The organism is Kitasatospora griseola, from assembly GCF_014648555.1.
Lineage (GTDB): Bacteria > Actinomycetota > Actinomycetes > Streptomycetales > Streptomycetaceae > Kitasatospora > Kitasatospora griseola.
In genome coordinates this window covers 21,432-39,513 of record NZ_BMRI01000003.1, presented here as the reverse complement: position 1 = coordinate 39,513, position 18,082 = coordinate 21,432, and the positions used below count along the sequence as shown (strand labels likewise).

Below are 18,082 nucleotides of genomic sequence, written 5' to 3'. Positions count from 1 at the left end.
CACTTGGAGACAACCGATGACGGACAGCCAGACGGCGGCCCCGCAGGCCGCGAAGGTGCCCGCCCAGGCACCCGGCCCGGACCGTGAACCCCTGCTGCGGGTCACCGGGCTGACCCGGCACTTCCCGGTCACCAAGGGCCTGCTGAAGCGTCAGGTCGGCGCGGTGCGCGCCGTCGACGGCATCGACTTCGAGGTCATGGCCGGCGAGACGCTCGGCGTGGTCGGCGAGTCCGGCTGCGGCAAGTCCACGATGGGGCGCCTGGTCACCCGGCTCGACGAACCCACCAGCGGGAAGATCGAGTTCGAGGGCGCCGACATCACCCACCTGGGAGTCTCGGCGATGCGGCCGTACCGCCGCGACATCCAGATGATCTTCCAGGACCCGTACTCCTCGCTGAACCCCCGGCACACCATCGGCACCATCGTCGGCGCGCCGTTCCGGCTCCAGAACGTCCAGACCGAGCACGGCGTCAAGAAGGCCGTCCAGGACCTGCTGGAGCTCTGCGGACTCAGCCCGGAGCACTACAACCGCTACCCGCACGAGTTCTCCGGCGGCCAGCGCCAGCGCATCGGCATCGCCCGCGCGCTCGCCCTCCGCCCCAAGATGATCGTCGCGGACGAGCCGGTCTCCGCCCTGGACGTCTCCATCCAGGCCCAGGTGGTCAACCTGCTGGACGACCTCCAGAAGGAGCTCGGCCTGACCTACCTGATCATCGCGCACGACCTCTCGGTGGTCCGGCACGTCTCCGACCGGGTCGCCGTGATGTACCTCGGCAAGGTGGTGGAGATCGCCGACCGCGACTCCCTGTACGCCGAGCCGATGCACCCCTACACCAACGCCCTGATGTCCGCGGTGCCGGTCCCCGACCCGCGACGCAAGGAGCGCCGCGAGCGGATCCTGCTCACCGGTGACGTCCCGTCGCCGCTCAACCCGCCGTCGGGCTGCCGGTTCCGCACCCGCTGCTGGAAGGCGCAGGACATCTGCGCGAGCCAGGAGCCCCCGCTCAGCGCTGCGCGGCCGGGGCACCAGGTGGCGTGCCACTTCCCGGAGAACGCAGGCGAGTAGTCGGACGCCCGAGGTCCGTCCCGGGAGGGGTTCCCTCCCGGGGCGGACCTTCGCCGTTCACGGGCGGTGGCGGGCGCCCGCCGGCCTGACAGTGCCGGGTGGGAAAGTGGCGGACATGCTTCGGATTGCGGTGCGGGACCAGGCGGACGTGGTGCGGGTGCGGTTGTCGGAGGACGAACTCGTCGACACGGTGCGGGACATGGCGTACGCGAGCGGGACGTTCGTGGTGCTGCAGCGGGTGCCGGACCTGCCGGACACGTATGCGCAGGCGTGCCCGGAGAACGGGGCGTGGACGGTGGAGCACCGGGCGGGGAGCCCCGCGCGGCACTACGGGACGCAGGTGCAGGACGTGGAGCAGGTCGCCGCGCTGCTGCTCGGGTGGGCGCGGGAGGACGAGGGCTGGGACGCCGGGGCCGCGTGGGAGCGGATCGACTTCGGGCCGGATCCGGAGCCCGCGCCGCTGGAGCTGTCCGAGCAGGACGAGCGGACCCTGGTCGCCGAGGTGCGGCGGCTGCTGGTGGAGGGCTACACGACCCTCGCGCAGGCGGCCGAGGCCGCGGAGGAGTGCCTGGTCGACAAGGGCGTCCGACCGGTGACGAAGGCCCAGGCGAAGCAGCTGGTCGACCGGATGTGGCTGGAGCGGGTCGCCGAGCAGCGGAGCTGGGTCGGCGAGACCGATCCGGAACGGGTGGCGCGGGCGTTCGCCGCGCTGGAGTCGAGCGGCATCACGGCCCGGGAGAACTTCACCTGCTGCCGCAGTTGCGGCAACGGGGAGATCGGGGCGGAGAACCCGGAGGCGCGCGGCTTCGTGTACTTCCACTCCCAGTGCACCGAGGGCGCGGCGGCCGGCCAGGACCTGTGGCTGCTGTACGGAGGCTTCGACGACTCGGAGGAGACCACGGCGGCCGTCGGCCGGGAGGTCGTGGCGGCGCTGGAGGAGTGCGGCCTGACGGTCCGTTGGGACGGTAGTCCGGACGAGGCGATCCGGGTCACGGGCCTGGACTGGCGGCGCCGGCTGGTCGGCTAGTCCGAGTGCGGCAAGGCCGTCCACCGTCCGGCGCAGCAGGGAGCGCGAGCTGTTGCCCGGGCGGTGCGGGTGCCTTGAGCTGGACCGGAATGTCCCGGCTCCCGCGCGAGGGGTAGGTCCACCATGCTGTCGGCCCGCAGTCTGTTCCAGGAGATCCACGACGACGACCGGGCGTTCCGGCTGTTCTGCTCGATCGCGGCCAAGGGGGAGGACCAGGGCGGCTGGGAGAACGGCCGGATCGCCCGGCTGGTGCCCGATCAGGAGCTGGCGCCGAAGGTGGCCCGGCACGGCGCGGACGAGGACAAGCACGGGCGGATCTTCAAGGCGCTGATGCACAAGCGCGGCCTCGATCCGGCCGAGGTCCCGGACGAGACCGACTACACGATGATCCTGGAGCGGCAGGGCATCGGCCTGGCGCACGCCCGGCTGCGCCGGGACGAGCCGCTGACCGAGCAGGACGTGATCACGTACCTGGCGCACAGCAGGGTGACCGAGCAGCGGGCGTCCGAGCAGATGCTGATGCTGAAGCGGATCTTCGGCGACCACCCGGAGCTGGGCCGGGCGGTGCGGATGATCTCCAACGACGAGGACAACCATCTGGCGTTCTGCCACGAGGAGTTGCTGCGGCTCGCGTACCACGGGCACGGCCGGCTGATCCTGGACACCCTGCAGGAGACCGCCCGGGCGGAGATCCGCACCTACCGGGACGTCAGCCTGGCGGTGATGGCGCACCTGGGGGAGCTGTTGCGCTGGCCGCGGGCGAAGTCGGCGGCGCTGGCGGCGGGCATCCACGCGGTGCACGGGTTCGAGCGGGCCGGCGGGTGGCGGCGGATGACGACGCTGCGGATGCCCGCCAAGCTGAACGCGCTGGGCGGGCCGGCGCCGCACGAGTCGTTCGTCTGACTCCCGGCGATCGGCGCCGGTCGGGCGACGTGGACACTGACCAGGTGACATCCGAGATCTTCCCGCACGACGTCCAGCAGATCCTCGACCTGGTGGGCATTTTCGTCTTCGCGCTGTCCGGCGGCCTGATGGCGGTTCGGAAGAACATGGACATCTTCGGCATCTGCGTGCTGGCCGAGGCCACCGCGCTGGGCGGCGGCGTGCTGCGGGACTTGATGATCGGGGCGCTCCCGGTGGCCGCTTTCACCAACGCCGGTTATTTCGCGACCCCGCTGGTGGCCGGGGTGGTGGTGTTCTTCCTGCACCCGGAGGTGGAGCGGATCACCCGGGCGGTGATGGTGCTGGACGCGGCGGGCCTCGGCCTGTTCGCCGTCACCGGCACCATCAAGGCGCACGACTACGGGCTCGGCGCGGTCGCCTCGGTGGCCTGCGGCATGCTGACTGCGGCGGGCGGCGGCGTGGTCCGTGACGTGCTGGCGATGGAGCCGCCCTCGCTGCTGCGCTGGGACCGGGAGATCTACGCGGTGCCGGCGCTGATCGGCGCGGCGATCACGGCGCTGCTGATCGGCATCGGGCAGCTCACCCCGGTGAGCGCGGCGCTGGCGGCGGTGGCCGCGTTCACGGTGCGGATGCTGGCGCTCAAGTACGGGTGGCGCGCACCGCGTGCTTGGCACCGCAACGGTTCTCGCACCAGCGAGGAGTAGGGGAGCCGCCGTACGCCAGCGAGATCGCCTCGACCGTGCAGAGCAGTTCCGGCAGCAGCTTGGACAGCTCGACGACCGAGGCGACCCGGACCGGGGCGGAGATCGAGCAGGCGGCGATCGCGGTGCCCTCGGTGCCGGCGATCGGGGCGGCGATGCAGTTCACCGACTCGTGGTACTCGGCCTGGTCGGCCGCCCAGCCGAGCCGCTGCACCTCGGCGAGCTGGTCCCGCAGCGCCTGCGGGTCGCGGATGGACTGCGGGGTGCGGGCCGGGAACTCGGCCTCGGCGAGGAAGGCGGCGAGCCGGTCCGCGGGCAGGTCGGCGAGCAGCACCTTGCCGGCGGCGGTGGCCACCGCGGGGGCGCGCCGGCCGATCCGGCTGTCCTCGCCCAGCCAGCCCTGGCCGGTGTCCGGGTAGCGGGCGTCGACCTTGTCCAGGTAGAGCACCTCGTCGCCCTCCAGTACCGACAGGTGGACGGTGTGCCCGTACCGCTCGTTCAGCACCGCCAGGTAGGGGGCGGCGACCTGGCGGATGTCGATGCCCTCCAGCGCCTGGTGGGCGAGGGCGAAGAGTCGGCCGCCGAGCCGGTAGCGGTGGTCGGACTGCCGGGTGACGAAGCCGTGTTCCTGCAGGGTGCGCAGCAGCCGCAGGGCGGTGGACTTGTGCACCCCGATCCGGGACGCGGCCTGTTCCAGCGAGGCCGGGCCCTCACCGAGCGAGGCCAGGATGGTCAGCGCGCGGTCGACCGTCTGGGACATGGCCCTCCCTTCTCACAGCGGCGTGGCCGGAAGGCTAACGGCGCGTTGCAGAGGGTGCAATGGCCAAATCGTGACCCGTGGGCCGCCTACACTGGTCCCGCTATGGCTTACCTCGACCACGCCGCCACCACCCCGATGCTGCCCGAGGCGATCGCCGCGATGACGGCGCAGTTCGGGGTCGTCGGCAACGCCTCCTCGCTGCACACCGCCGGGCGGCGGGCCCGCCGGGTGATCGAGGAGTCCCGGGAGTCGCTGGGCGAGTCGCTGGGCGCGCGGCCCAGCGAGATCGTGTTCACCGCGGGCGGCACCGAGTCCGACAACCTGGCGGTCAAGGGCCTGTTCTGGGCCCGGCGGGCCGCCGACCCGGCCCGCCGCCGGGTGCTGAGCAGCCCGGTCGAGCACCACGCGGTGCTGGACGCGGTGCACTGGCTGGCCGAGCACGAGGGCGCCGAGGTCGAGTACCTGCCGGTGGACGCGGTCGGCCGGGTGCACCCGGAGGCGCTGCGGGAGGCGATCGGGCGGGCGCCGGAGACGGTCGCGCTGGTCACCGTGATGTGGGCCAACAACGAGGTCGGCACCGTCCAGCCGGTCCGCGAACTCGCTGCGGTGGCCGCCGAGTTCGGCATCCCGGTGCATGCGGACGCGGTGCAGGCGCTGGGCCAGGTCCCGGTGTCCTTCGCGGACTCCGGGCTGACCGCGCTCACCGTCACCGGTCACAAGATCGGCGGCCCGTACGGGGTCGGCGCGCTGCTGCTGTCGCGCTCGGCGACGCCCGTTCCGCTGCTGCACGGCGGCGGCCAGGAGCGCGACGTCCGCTCCGGGACGCTGGACGTGCCCGGTGCGGCCGGGTTCGCGGTGGCGGCGGAGCTGGCCGTCGAGCGGCAGCCCGAGTACGCGACGGGCGTCGGCATGCTGCGCGACGACCTGGTCGCGGTGGTCCGGGCGGCCGCGCCCGACGCGCTGCTGAACGGCGACCCGGATCCGGCGGGCCGGCTGCCCGCCAACGCGCACTTCTCCTTCCCCGGCTGCGAGGGCGACGCGCTGCTGATGCTGCTGGACGCGGCGGGGGTGGAGTGCTCCACCGGTTCGGCCTGTTCGGCGGGCGTCCCGCAGCCCAGTCACGTGCTGCTGGCGATGGGCGTGGCCCCCGAACTCGCCCGCGCCTCGCTGCGGTTCTCGCTCGGCCACACCTCCACGCGGGCGGACGTGGAAGCGCTGGCCGCCGCGCTGCCCGGTGCGGTGGAGCGGGCCCGGCGGGCCGGGCTGGTGCGGTCCGTCCGCTGACCCGGTTCGTTCCGCAGCGGAACCGTCTGCTGGCGGACGTATTCTGGGGGGATGAGCGCACCCCTTCCCGAGCGCACCGTCCGTGACCTCACCGGGTTGCTGGTCCAGGCCGCGCACGCCATGAACACCCGTCTGTCGCTGGCCCTGGCCGAGATCGACAGCTCCCCGCGCAAGCACTGCGTGCTGCTGCACGCCATCGAGGCCGAGCGCACCCAGTCGCAGCTGGCGGCGATCGCCGGGCTGGACAAGACCACCATGGTGGTCACCGCCGACGAGCTGGAGCGGGACGGCCTGGCCGAGCGCCACCCGTCTGCGACCGACCGGCGGGTGAAGGTCATCCGGGTCACCCCGGCCGGCGAGGAGCTGGTGCGGCGCGGCGAGGTGATCGTCGACCGGGTGCACGGGGAGGCGCTGGGCGAACTGTCCGCCGGGGAGCGGCAGGTGTTCGTGGACGCGCTGGACCGGCTGCAGAAGGACGTGGAGTTCCCGATGGCGGGGGAGGGCGGCGTGGTGCGGAAGCCGAGGCGGGCCCGGCAGGGGTAGCGGTCCAGTCAATCGGTCCGTTCTGGATCGTCTATTACGAAACCATCTGTTACGGTCTCTCTTGTTGAGGGAGCGCGTGCCCGCGCGCCCCGGGGGAGGGAGACACCCATGTCCGAACACCCGTCACGCGCCCGCTGGTCGGCCCTCGCGGTGGTCTGCGCCGGCATGCTGATGGTGATCCTGGACGGCTCGATCACCACCGTCGCGCTGCCCGCCATCCAGGACGACCTGCACATCGGCCCGGCCGGACTGGCCTGGGTGGTGGACGCCTACGTGATCGCCTTCGGCGGCCTGCTGCTGCTCGCCGGACGGCTCGGCGACCTGCTCGGCCGCCGCCGGATCTACCTGGCCGGCATCGCCGCCTTCACCGTCGCCTCCGTGCTGTGCGGCCTCGCCACCGGCCCCGCGACGCTGATCTCCGCCCGCTTCCTGCAGGGCGTCGGCGGGGCGATGGCCTCCGCCGTCGGCCTCGGCATGGTGGTCGGCCTGTTCCCCGAACCCGCCGACCGGGCCAAGGCGTTCGGCGTCGTCGGCTTCACCGGCTCGGCCGGCGCCTCGCTCGGCCAGGTGCTCGGCGGCGTGCTCACCGAAGGCCTCGGCTGGCACTGGATCTTCTTCATCAACCTGCCGATCGGCGCCGCCGCGCTGCTGGCCGGCCTGCGCCTGCTGCCCCGGGACGCGGGCGGCGGCGCCGGGGGCGGCGTGGACGTCCCCGGCGCGGCGCTGGTCACCGGCGGGCTGATGCTCGGGGTCTACAGCATCGTCGAGGGCGGCCCGCACGGCTGGACGTCCGCCGGCACCCTCGGCCCGGCCGCCGCCGCGCTCGCCCTGCTCGCCGCGTTCGTCCTCCGGCAGGCCCGCGCCGCCGCCCCGCTGCTGCCGCTGCGGGTCCTCGCCCGGCGCACCACCGCGCTCGCCAACCTGGTGCAGATCCTGCTGCTGGGCGCGCTGTTCGGCTTCCAGGTGCTGGTGGCGCTCTACCTGCAGAACGTCCAGCACTACGGCGCGCTCGACACCGGACTGGCCATGCTGCCCGCCGCGCTCGCCATCGGCGCCGTCTCGCTGCTGGTCGCCGCCCGCGCCATCGGCCGGTTCGGCGAGCGCCGCACCCTGCTGCTCGGCCTGGCCCTGCTCACCGTCGGCCTGGCCCTGCTGGTGCGGCTGCCCGCCGGCCGTTTCGACTACGTCGCCGACCTGCTGCCCACCATGCTGCTCGGCGCCGGCTTCGGACTCGCCGCCACCGCGCTCACCGCCCTCGGCATGGCCGACGCCCGGCCCGAGGACGCCGGACTGCTCTCCGGGGTGCTCAACACCACCCAGCAGGTCGGCGCGGCGCTCGGCGTCGCCGTCCTCACCGCGCTGGCCGGCGGCTCCGGGGATGCCGTCGACGGGTTCCACCTGGCCTTCGGCGTGGGCGCGACGCTGCTGCTCGCGGCCTTCCTGCTGGCCACCGCGCTGCCGGCCCGCACCGCCCCGGTCCCGGCCGCCGCCGAGCCGCCCGCCCCGGTGCCGAACTGACCGTCGGGCGAGCGCCCGGCCCCCGTTACGCTGGACTCCTTATGACTGACTTCCCCGGCGCCCCGACCACCCCGTCCACCGGCCGCCTGCGCGTGCTCGCCGCGATGTCCGGCGGCGTCGACTCCGCCGTCGCCGCCGCCCGGGCCGTCGAAGCAGGCCACGAGGTGACCGGCGTCCACCTGGCGCTCGCCAGCAACCCGCAGTCCTTCCGCACCGGCGCGCGCGGCTGCTGCACCCTGGAGGACTCCCGGGACGCCCGCCGCGCCGCCGACGTGATCGGCATCCCGTTCTACGTCTGGGACTTGGCGGAGCGCTTCCGCGAGGACGTGATCGAGGACTTCGTCGCCGAGTACGCCGCCGGACGCACCCCCAACCCGTGCCTGCGCTGCAACGAGAAGATCAAGTTCGCCGCGCTGCTCGACAAGGCGATCGCGCTCGGCTTCGACGCCGTCTGCACCGGCCACTACGCCCGGATCGTCGACCTGCCCGACGGCACCCGCGAACTGCACCGCGCGGTCGACGGCGCCAAGGACCAGTCGTACGTGCTCGGCGTCCTCGACGCCGACCAGCTCGCCCACTCGCTGTTCCCGCTCGGCGACACCACCAAGGACGTCATCCGCGAGGAGGCCGACCGGCGCGGCCTCGCCGTGGCCAAGAAGCCCGACAGCCACGACATCTGCTTCATCACCGACGGTGACACCCAGGGCTTCCTCGCCGAACGCCTCGGCACCGCCACCGGCGACATCCTCGACACCGACGGCACCAAGCTCGGCGAGCACGACGGCGCGTACGGCTTCACCATCGGCCAGCGCAAGGGCCTGCGCCTCGGCCGGCCGGCCGCCGACGGCAAGCCCCGCTACGTCCTCGACATCTCGCCGGTCGACAACACCGTCACCGTCGGCCCCGCCAGCGGCCTCGACGTGCACGCCCTCACCGCCATCCGCCCCCGTTGGTGCGGCACCCCCGCCACCGGCGAAGGCCGTTACACCGCGCAGCTGCGCGCCCACGGCGAAGAGGTCCCCGTGACGGCCGTCCTGACGGACGACCAGCTGCACGTCCGCCTCGACACTCCGGCCCGCGGCATCGCCCCCGGCCAGGCGGTGGTGCTGTACGACGGCACCCGGGTGGTCGGCTCGGCGACGATCGCGAGCACCGAGCGGGCCGTCGAGGCCCAGGGCGTCTAGAGCCTGCCCGGGGGGATTATCGGCTTGACCCGGGCGTGTCGGCCGGTGATAGGACTGGTTGCACTATGAACATCACGGTCTTCTGTTCGGCGAACCTGCTCGATGCCAAGTACACCGCCCCGGCGGCGGAGTTCGCCCGGCTGCTCGGGGCGGCCGGGCACACCCTGGTGTGGGGCGGGTCGCACACCGGGCTGATGGGGCTGCTGGCCGACGAGGTGAAGGAGGCCGGGGGCCGGCTCGTCGGGGTGTCGGTGGAGTTCCTGCGGCACAAGGCGTACGAGGGCGCCGACGAGCTGGTGGTGATGCCCGATCTGCCGACCAGGAAGGCCGAGTTGCTGGCCCGCGGGGACGCGCTGGTGGTGCTGGTCGGCGGAATCGGGACGCTCGACGAGGTCACCGAGGTGCTGGAGCTGAAGAAGCACGGTCAGCACGACAAGCCGATCGTGCTGCTCGACACCGAGGGCTTCTACGACGGGATGCGCACCCAGCTCGAACGGATGGACCGCGACGGGTTCCTGCCGCGTCCGCTCGCCGAGCTGGTGTCCTTCGCGCAGACTCCCGCCGAAGCCCTCGCCCACGCGACCGTCCAGCAGAACTGAGGAATCCCATGGGTGCCCACCTGATCACCGGAGCCGGCTCCGGCATCGGCTCCGCCGTCGCCGACAAGCTCACCGCCCGCGGCGAGGAGGTCTGGCTGCTCGCCCGCGACGCGCGCCGCGCCGCGCAGCTGCGCGAGCGCTACCCCGAGGCGCGGACGCTGGTCGGCGACCTCGACGACCCGGCCAAGCTGTCCTGGGCGTTCGGCCACCAGGCGCTGCCCGTCGAACTCGACTCGCTCCTGCACATCGCCGGCGTGGTCGAACTCGGCACCGTCGGCGAGACCCCCGTGAAGGCGTGGCAGCAGCAGCTGAACGTCAACACCGTCGCCCCCGCCGAGATCACCCGGCTGCTGCTCCCCTCGCTGCGGCTCGCCCGCGGCCACGTGGTCTTCGTCAACTCCGGCGCCGGCCTGCGCGCCGACCCGACCTGGGGCTCGTACGCGGCCAGCAAGTTCGCGGTGCGGGCGCTCGCCGACGCGTTGCGGCAGGAGGAGCACGCCCACGGGGTCCGGGTCACCAGCGTCTACCCCGGGCGCACCGCCACCGCGATGCAGGTGAAGGTGCACCAGCAGGAGGGCAAGGAGTACGACCCGGCGAAGTGGATCGCCCCGGAGTCGGTCGCCACCGCGATCCTCGCCGCGCTCGACCTGCCGCGCGACGCGGAGATCACCGAGATCACCGTCCGCCCCGGCCAGTAGCCGGGGGCCCGCGCCTGCGGTCCACTGGAGGGGCGGGGCCGCGGTCGCGGCTCCACGGCGTGAGGAGTGCGCGCATGCCTCTGGCCCGGGTGAACGGCGTCGGCCTCTACTACGAGCTGGCGGGGGACGGCGACCCGCTGGTGCTGGTCCACGGGTCGTGGAGCGACCACCTCACCTGGGGCTCCGTGGTGCCCGACCTCGCCGAGCGGTACCGCGTCCTGGTCTACGACCGGCGGGGGCACAGCCGGAGCGAACGCCCCGAGGGGCAGGGGGCCAGGACCGAGGACGAGCAGGATCTCGCCGCGCTGATCGAGACGTTCGACCTGGCTCCGGCGCACGTCGCGGGCAACTCCTTCGGGGCCTCGACGGCGCTGGGCCTGGCCGCCCGGCGCCCCGAGCTGTTCCGGAGCCTGGCGGCGCACGAGCCCCCGCTGATGGGGATCGTGGCGGAGGACCCGGACCTCCGGCCGCTGATGCGCACCATGGAGGAGAAGCTGGAGTCCGTCCGCGCACACCTGCGCGCGGGCGAGGACCTCGCGGGCGCCGAGCAGTTCGTCGACGAGGTCGCCCTCGGCCCGGGGAACTGGGAGCAGCTCCCGGACTGGCTCCGGGACGCCCTCGTCACCAACGCCCCCACCTTCCTCGACGAACTGGCCGACCCCGACTGGCTGTTCCTCGACCTTGCCCGGCTGCCCGCCTACACCGGCCCCGCCCTGCTGACCAACGGCACCGAGAGCCCGCCGTGGTTCCCGGCCATCATCTCCAGGCTCGGCGAGGCCCTGCCCCGGGCCGAGGTCCGGGAACTGGCGGGAGCCGGCCACGTCCCGCACGTCTCGCACCCCGAGGACTACGTGCGCAGCCTGACCGGCTTCCTCGACGCCGCCTGAGGCACGAACGACCGGCCGGGGCTGCGTAGGCTCTCTCCCGTGACTGACGTGGACGTTTTCGGAGAGCTGGCCGGGGCCGCGACCGGCGTGGGGTCGATGCCCGGCGGGGATGTGCGGGAGATGGCGCGGGGGGTGACGGCGGAGCTGGAGCAGTTGCCGCACCTGCCGGAACTGCCCGGGCGCGGGCCCGGGGCGGACATGATCGGGCGCGGGGCCGGCCTGCTGACCGAGCTGTTCGTGCAGACCGAGCCGAGCGGGTGGCGGTTCACCGACCACCCCGGGCGGGACACCAAGCGGGCCCGGTCCTGGCTGGGGGAGGACCTGGACGCGCTGGAGGAGTACACACAGGGTTACGAAGGACTGCTGAAGATCCAGGCCGTCGGGCCGTGGACGCTGGCCGGGTCGATCGAGCTGAAGCACGGCGAGAAGGCGCTCAGCGACCCGGGCGCCTGCCGCGACATCGCGGAGTCGCTGACCGAGGGGCTGCGCCGCCACCTGGAGGACGTCCGCCGCCGGGTGCCCGGAGCGACGGTGGTGCTGCAGCTGGACGAGCCGCTGCTGCCCGCCGTGCTGGCCGGATCGGTGAAGACCGCCAGCGGCTTCCAGCGGCTGCGCGCGATCGACCGCCAGCTCGCCGAACAGGCGCTGCGGGACGTGATCCGGGGCGTGAACACGCCGGTGCTGGTGCACAGTTGTGCGCCCGAGGTGCCGATTCCGCTGCTGCGCCGGGCGGGGGTGGCCGGGATCAGCCTGGACTTCGGACTGCTGACGCAGCGTCATGACGACGACCTGGGCGAGGCGATCGAGGGCGGGACGCTGATCCTCGCCGGTGTGGTGCCGTCCACCGACGCCGCTGCGGTTCAATCAGAAGCGGTGTCGGACCCGGCCGGTAGTGTCCACGGTGTCAGGACGTTGTGGCGCAGGCTCGGGCTGGCACCGGAGCTCCTGGGCCGCCGGGTGGTGGTGACGCCGACGTGCGGGCTCGCGGGGGCGTCCCCGGCGTACGCGCGGCGGGCGCTGGCCGCGGCGGTGCGGGCGGCACGGAGCCTGGCGGACAACCCGGAGTGACGAGCGAGGAGGACGGCGCGGTGGCGGCTGTGGAGGGCTGGGAGGAGATCCCGGCGGAGGTGCGGACCCGGCACGCCGAATTGGCGACCGAGATCGAGGAGCACCGGTCCCGGTACTACGAGCTGGACGCGCCGACCGTCAGCGACGCCGAATTCGACCGGCTGATGCGTGAGTTGGAGGCACTGGAGGCCGAGCACCCGGCGCTGGTGACGCCCGACTCGCCGACCCAGAAGGTCGGCGGCGCGCCGACCGTGCTGTTCGCGCCGGTCGAGCACCGCGAGCGGCTGCTCAGCCTGGACAACGCGATGGACGCCGACGAGCTCGCCGCCTGGGCCGAGCGGGTCGCCGGCGAGCTGGCCGGCATCGAGTACCACTACCTGTGCGAACTGAAGGTCGACGGGCTGGCCGTCAACCTGACGTACGAGAACGGGGTGCTGGTGCAGGCCGCGACCCGCGGCGACGGCCGGGTCGGCGAGGACATCACGGCCAACGTCCGCACCATCAAGGAGATCCCGCACCGCCTGCACGGCGACGACGTCCCCGCGCTGGTGGAGATCCGCGGCGAGGTGTACTTCCCCAGCGAGGAGTTCGACGCGCTGAACGCCTCGTTCGCCGAGGAGAACGAGCGCCGCCGGCAGGAGAACGAGGAGCGCGCCAAGGAGGGCAAGCGGCCCCGGGCGATGATCCGGCTGTTCATGAACCCGCGCAACGCCGCCGCCGGTTCGCTCCGCCAGAAGGACCCGCTGATCACCGCCGCCCGCCCGCTGCGGATGGTGGTGCACGGCATCGGCGCCCGGGTCGGCTTCGACATCGACTGCCAGTCGCACGCCTACCAGCTGCTGCACGACTGGGGCCTGCCGACGGCCAAGCACAACAAGGTCGTCGGGACGCTGGACGAAGTGCGGGCGTTCATCAAGCACTTCGGCGAGCAGCGGCACTCCGTCGAGCACGAGATCGACGGCGTGGTGGTCAAGGTCGACGAGATCGCCCTGCAGGGCCGGCTCGGCTCCACCTCCAAGTCGCCGCGCTGGGCGATCGCCTGGAAGTACCCGCCGGAGGAGGTCACCGGCAAGCTCGCCGAGATCAAGATCGGCATCGGCCGCACCGGCCGGGCCACCCCGTACGCGGTGCTGGCCGAGCCGGTGAAGGTGGCCGGCTCGATGGTGCAGTACGCGACGCTGCACAACCAGCAGATCGTCAAGGCCAAGGACGTGCTGCTCGGCGACACCATCGTGCTGCGCAAGGCCGGCGACGTGATCCCGGAGATCCTCGGCCCGGTCTACGACCTGCGCGACGGCGCCGAGCGGGCGTTCGAGATGCCCACCCACTGCCCGGAGTGCGGCAGCGAGCTGCGCCCGATGTCCGAGGGCGACATCGACCTGCGCTGCCCGAACGCCCAGCACTGCCCGGCGCAGATCCGCGAGCGGATCGCGTTCCTCGGCGGCCGCCAGTGCCTGGACGTCGAGGGCCTGGGCTACGTCGCGGCGACCGCGCTCACCCAGCCGCTGGAGCCCGCCGACCCGCCGGTCAAGGACGAGGGCGACATCTTCGGCCTGACCGAGGAGCAGCTGCTGCCGATCAAGGTGCTGGTGCGCGACCCGAAGACCGGCATGCCCAAGCCGGACGACAAGACCGGCAAGGAGAAGCAGGTCTCGTTCTTCGCCACCACCGCCGGCGCCCCGAAGAAGAACACCGGCGTCCTGCTGGACAACCTGGACAAGGCCAAGGACCGCCCGCTGTGGCGCTTCCTGAACGGCCTGTCGATCCGGCACGTCGGCCCGGTGGCGGCCCAGGAGCTGGCCCGCGAGTTCCGCGACCTGGAGCGGATCTTCGACGCCGACGAGACCGAGCTCGCCGCCGTCGAGGGCGTCGGGCCGACCATCGCGCGCTCCATCAAGGAGTGGCACGCCGAGGAGTGGCACCGCGAGATCCTCCGGAAGTGGAAGGACGCCGGGGTGCGGTTCACCGAGGAGGCCGGCGAGGAGCAGGGCGAACGCCCGCTGGAGGGCATGACCGTGGTGGTCACCGGCACCCTCGTCGGGCACACCCGGGACGGCGCGAAGGAGGCGCTGACCTCGCGCGGCGCGAAGGTCACCGGTTCGGTGTCGAAGAAGACGCACTTCGTGGTGGTCGGCGACAACCCCGGCTCCAAGTACGACAAAGCGGTGCAGCTCGGCGTTCCGGTGCTGGACGACGCGGGCTTCGAGGTGCTGCTCGGCCAGGGCGCGGACGCGGCCCGTCGGCACCTCGGGCTGGACGTCGACGAGGAGGCCGGTGGGGAAAATGCCGGAGAAGTACCGCAGGAGCAGGTTTCCTGACGGGTCGTTACCGTCCTGATGCCGCGTCAGTCGGGTGTTCGAGAGCGAAATCGGGCATTGTGTCATCGAGCAGCGCGCGGATATGACGTCGCGCTCGGAGGTGACCGGAAAGTGCGCCCGTGCGGCGGACCCCGGCTTACCCTGGGCGCTACGAACTGTCAGCAGGAGTGTGTGGCACCGGTTCTGCCGGAGCCCCGGGGACACGCCCTCGTCTGACGTCCACCGGCATCCCGAGGAGGGGGTGCCTCACCGTGAGGCGGCCCAGCGGGGGCGGGCCCGACGGAGGACTGGGCTTATGGATCGTACGACCGGTGGCGCGCCCACGCGCCCGCCGCAGGGGATGGCGGGGGCGGTGCTGCTGTTCGGCGTCCTGCTGGCCGGCGCCGCGCCGCTGATCCCGTTGGCCGTCCTGGTGTACCGCTACGAACCCGAACTGCTCCCGCTGTTCGCGGTTCCGCTGGCGGTGCTGGTCGCCGCCTGGCGGATCGCCCGCGATCGGGCCAGGGACCAGCTCACCGACCCGCTGACCGACCTGCCCAACCGGCAGGCCCTGCTGATCGCCACCCAGGAGGCGCTGGCCGCGCACGAGGGCGAACCCGGCTACAGCGTCGGGCTGATCCTGCTCGACCTGGACCGCTTCCGGTCGCTGAACGACGCACTCGGGCACACCGCCGGCGACCGCCTGCTGGTGCACATCGCCCGCCGACTGCACCGGGCGCTGCGGGCCGGCACCAGCTTCGCGCAGAACCCGGAGGCCGCCGTGCTGCCCCCGCAGGTGCGCCGCCGCAGCGAGCGCCCGGTGGTGGCCCGGATGGGCGGCGACGAGTTCGCGGTGCTGCTCCCCGGCGTCGGCAGCCCCGAGCTGCTGGAGCGGATGGCGAAGGGGCTGATCGCCGAACTCGCCGCACCGATCCGGCTGGACGGGCTGCTGCTGGTGCTGGAGGCCAGCGCCGGGGTCTGTGTGCACCCGACGCACGCCCAGGACGCAGAATCGCTTCTGCGCCGGGCCGACGTGGCGATGGGCCACGCCCAGCACAGCCGCAGCGGCGTCGAACTGTACGACGAGGCCCGGGACTTGGACACCCCGTACCGGATCGGCCTGCTCGGCGACCTGCGCCGGGCGCTGGAGATGAACGAGGTCGCGCTGCACTACCAGCCGAAGGTCGCCTTCGACGGCCGGGTGGTCGGCCTGGAGGCGCTGGTGCGCTGGGAGCGGCCCGGGCAGGGCCGGGTGCCCCCTGACGAGTTCATCAGCCTCGCCGAGTCCTCCGGGCTGATGCCCCGGCTCACCGACTACGTCCTGGAGAGCGCCGTCGGGCAGATCGCCCGCTGGCGCCACCAGGGCCTGATGGTGCCGGTCGCCGTCAACGTCTCGCCGCGCGACGTCCTCAATCCGGGGTTCGCCGCCCGGGTCGCCGGCCACCTGACCCGGCACCAGGTCCCGGCCGAGGCGCTCCAGCTGGAGATCACCGAACGGCTGCTGCTGGACGACAGCCGGCGGGCCGCCGACACGCTGGCCGAACTGCGCCGCTACGGCGTCCGGATGTCGCTGGACGACTTCGGCACCGGGCACTCCTCGCTGGTGCGGCTGCGCAGCCTCCCGGTCGGCGAGCTGAAGATCGACCGCTCGTTCGTCTCCCGGATGGTCGCCGACGACCACGACGCGGCGGTGGTCCGCTGCTCCGTCGAACTCGCCCACTCGCTGGGCCTGACGGTGGTCGCCGAGGGCGTCGAGGACGACGAGACCTGGGAGCGGCTGCACGACCTCGGGGTGGACGCCGTCCAGGGGTGGCTGGTCTCCGCCGCGCTGCCCGCCGACCAGGCGACGGCGTGGCTGCAGGTGCGGCGGACGGGGGCGGCGCCGGTCTCGTCGCTTCCGCGGTAGTTCTTCGCCGGCGAGGTCCGTCCGAGGAGGGCAGTTCCGTCCTCGGGCGGACCTTTCCACGTCTGCCGGCTTGCCCGCGCGGTTCCCCGCGCCCCTGTCGGGGCGCCCGGTGGCCATAGGATGGGCCCTCAAGACCAAAAAGGACGGGTGTGCCCAGGGCCGCCCGCTCCACCGGAACTCACCCTTGAGGATCGCTGCATGCCTGGCATCACGCGCGAGGAGGTCGCCCACCTCGCCCGGCTGTCGCGTCTGGAGTTGCAGGCGGAGGAGTTGGACCACTTCGCCGAGCAGCTCGACGTGATCATCGGCGCGGTCGCCCGCGTTTCCGAGGTCGCGGGGCAGGACGTCCCGCCGACCTCCCACCCGCTCCCGCTGAGCAACGTCATGCGGGCGGACGAGGTGCGACAGTCGCTGACCCCGGAGCAGGCGCTTTCCGGCGCCCCGGCGAGTGAGGACCAGCGTTTCCGAGTGCCGCAGATCCTCGGGGAGGACTGACCCAGATGACCGACCTGATCAAGTACACGGCGGCCGAGACGGCCTCCGCGATCGCCAAGGGCGAGGTCTCGGCCGTCGAGGTCGCCCAGGCCCACCTGGACCGCATCAACGCCGTCGACAAGAAGGTCAACGCCTTCCTGCACGTCGACAGCGAGGGCGCGCTGGCCGCCGCCCGCAAGGTCGACGACAAGCGGGCCAAGGGCGAGCAGCTCAGCCCGCTGGCCGGTGTGCCGCTGGCGCTGAAGGACGTCTTCACCACCAAGGGCATCCCGACCACCTGCGGCTCGAAGATGCTGGAGGGCTGGATCCCGCCCTACGACGCCACGCTGACGCGGCGTCTGAAGGACGCGGACGTCGTCATCCTCGGCAAGACCAACATGGACGAGTTCGCGATGGGCTCCTCCACCGAGAACTCGGCGTACGGCCCGACCGGCAACCCGTGGGACCTGACCCGGATCCCCGGCGGCTCCGGCGGCGGCTCCGCGGCGGCGCTCGCCGCGTTCGAGGCGCCGCTGGCGATCGGCACCGACACCGGCGGCTCGATCCGCCAGCCCGGCGCCGTCACCGGCACCGTCGGCGTCAAGCCGACCTACGGCTCGGTGTCCCGCTACGGCCTGGTCGCCTTCTCGTCCTCGCTCGACCAGGGCGGCCCGTGCGCCCGCACCGTGCTGGACGCGGCGCTGCTGCACGAGGCGATCGCCGGCCACGACCCGCTGGACTCCACCTCGATCGACGCGCCGGTGCCGGCCGTCGTCGAGGCCGCGAAGATGCGCGACATCCGCGGCATGCGGATCGGCATCGTCAAGGAGTTCGCGGGCGAGGGCTACCAGCCCGGCGTCATGCAGCGCTTCAACGAGTCGGTGGAGCTGCTGCGCGAGCTGGGCGCCGAGGTCGTCGAGGTGTCCTGCCCGTCGTTCACGCTGGCGCTGCCCGCGTACTACCTGATCGCCCCGTCCGAGTGCTCCTCGAACCTGGCCCGGTTCGACGCGATGCGCTACGGCCTGCGGGTCGGCGACGACGGCACCCGCTCCGCCGAGCAGGTCACCGCGCTGACCCGGGAGGCCGGCTTCGGCGACGAGGTCAAGCGCCGCATCATCCTCGGCACCTACGCGCTGTCCTCGGGCTACTACGACGCCTACTACGGCT

17 protein-coding genes are annotated in these 18,082 nt (G+C 72.9%); 16 read left to right on the top strand and 1 reads right to left on the bottom strand.

Annotated features, from left to right (window positions below; genetic code table 11):
- Positions 1–16 precede the first annotated feature (16 nt).
- The 4 genes from IEZ12_RS04380 (at position 17) to IEZ12_RS04365 (ending at position 3,700) form a co-directional block, all read left to right on the top strand.
- Positions 17–1,066, top strand: coding sequence for an ABC transporter ATP-binding protein (locus IEZ12_RS04380; protein ID WP_043916104.1), 1,050 nt, complete (start codon positions 17–19; stop codon positions 1,064–1,066).
- A 115-nt stretch (positions 1,067–1,181) separates the two neighbouring features.
- Positions 1,182–2,093, top strand: coding sequence for a DUF6891 domain-containing protein (locus IEZ12_RS04375; RefSeq protein ID WP_189270915.1), 912 nt, complete (start codon positions 1,182–1,184; stop codon positions 2,091–2,093).
- 123 nt (positions 2,094–2,216) lie between these two features.
- Positions 2,217–2,996 (top strand): hypothetical protein, encoded by a 780-nt coding sequence (locus IEZ12_RS04370; RefSeq protein ID WP_100587941.1) that lies wholly within the window; start codon positions 2,217–2,219, stop codon positions 2,994–2,996.
- A gap of 44 nt (positions 2,997–3,040) precedes the next feature.
- Positions 3,041–3,700, top strand: a complete 660-nt coding sequence (locus tag IEZ12_RS04365; protein ID WP_189270914.1) for a trimeric intracellular cation channel family protein — start codon at positions 3,041–3,043, stop codon at positions 3,698–3,700.
- Here the strand turns inward: IEZ12_RS04365 and IEZ12_RS04360 are convergent.
- Positions 3,636–4,457, bottom strand: coding sequence for an IclR family transcriptional regulator (locus IEZ12_RS04360; protein ID WP_189270913.1), 822 nt, complete (start codon positions 4,455–4,457; stop codon positions 3,636–3,638). The two genes, IEZ12_RS04365 and IEZ12_RS04360, sit on opposite strands and share 65 nt — an antisense overlap.
- Positions 4,458–4,559: 102 nt before the next feature.
- Between IEZ12_RS04360 and IEZ12_RS04355 the strand changes: the two genes are divergently transcribed.
- The 12 genes from IEZ12_RS04355 to gatA form a co-directional block, all read left to right on the top strand.
- On the top strand, positions 4,560–5,741 hold the full coding sequence (locus IEZ12_RS04355) for a cysteine desulfurase family protein (protein ID WP_189270912.1): 1,182 nt from the start codon (positions 4,560–4,562) through the stop codon (positions 5,739–5,741).
- 51 nt (positions 5,742–5,792) lie between these two features.
- Entirely contained in the window at positions 5,793–6,284 is a 492-nt protein-coding gene (locus IEZ12_RS04350) for a MarR family winged helix-turn-helix transcriptional regulator (RefSeq protein WP_189270911.1), read from the top strand.
- 108 nt (positions 6,285–6,392) lie between these two features.
- Complete coding sequence (locus IEZ12_RS04345; RefSeq protein ID WP_189270910.1) at positions 6,393–7,802, top strand: MFS transporter; 1,410 nt, start codon at positions 6,393–6,395, stop codon at positions 7,800–7,802.
- A 41-nt stretch (positions 7,803–7,843) separates the two neighbouring features.
- Positions 7,844–8,986, top strand: coding sequence for a tRNA 2-thiouridine(34) synthase MnmA (gene mnmA / locus IEZ12_RS04340; RefSeq protein WP_189270909.1), 1,143 nt, complete (start codon positions 7,844–7,846; stop codon positions 8,984–8,986).
- Positions 8,987–9,051: 65 nt separating this feature from the next.
- On the top strand, positions 9,052–9,585 hold the full coding sequence (locus IEZ12_RS04335; protein ID WP_189270908.1) for an LOG family protein: 534 nt from the start codon (positions 9,052–9,054) through the stop codon (positions 9,583–9,585).
- Between the two features lie 8 nt (positions 9,586–9,593).
- The gene (locus IEZ12_RS04330) at positions 9,594–10,283 is read left to right on the top strand and encodes an SDR family oxidoreductase (RefSeq protein ID WP_043916113.1); all 690 of its coding nucleotides are present in this window, start codon (positions 9,594–9,596) and stop codon (positions 10,281–10,283) included.
- 74 nt (positions 10,284–10,357) lie between these two features.
- Positions 10,358–11,170, top strand: a complete 813-nt coding sequence (locus tag IEZ12_RS04325; protein WP_189270907.1) for an alpha/beta fold hydrolase — start codon at positions 10,358–10,360, stop codon at positions 11,168–11,170.
- Between the two features lie 96 nt (positions 11,171–11,266).
- Entirely contained in the window at positions 11,267–12,238 is a 972-nt protein-coding gene (locus IEZ12_RS04320) for a methionine synthase (RefSeq protein ID WP_229847277.1), read from the top strand.
- Positions 12,235–14,556: an NAD-dependent DNA ligase LigA gene (ligA, locus tag IEZ12_RS04315; RefSeq protein WP_229847240.1), complete on the top strand. Its 2,322-nt coding sequence runs from the start codon at positions 12,235–12,237 to the stop codon at positions 14,554–14,556. Before IEZ12_RS04320 ends, ligA begins: the two co-directional genes overlap by 4 nt.
- Positions 14,557–14,851: 295 nt before the next feature.
- On the top strand, positions 14,852–16,441 hold the full coding sequence (locus IEZ12_RS04310; RefSeq protein WP_308430984.1) for a putative bifunctional diguanylate cyclase/phosphodiesterase: 1,590 nt from the start codon (positions 14,852–14,854) through the stop codon (positions 16,439–16,441).
- 198 nt (positions 16,442–16,639) lie between these two features.
- The gene (gene gatC / locus IEZ12_RS04305; RefSeq protein ID WP_035866399.1) at positions 16,640–16,936 is read left to right on the top strand and encodes an Asp-tRNA(Asn)/Glu-tRNA(Gln) amidotransferase subunit GatC; all 297 of its coding nucleotides are present in this window, start codon (positions 16,640–16,642) and stop codon (positions 16,934–16,936) included.
- A 5-nt stretch (positions 16,937–16,941) separates the two neighbouring features.
- On the top strand, positions 16,942–18,082 hold a 1,141-nt coding region (gatA, locus tag IEZ12_RS04300), incomplete at its 3' end, for an Asp-tRNA(Asn)/Glu-tRNA(Gln) amidotransferase subunit GatA (protein WP_229847239.1).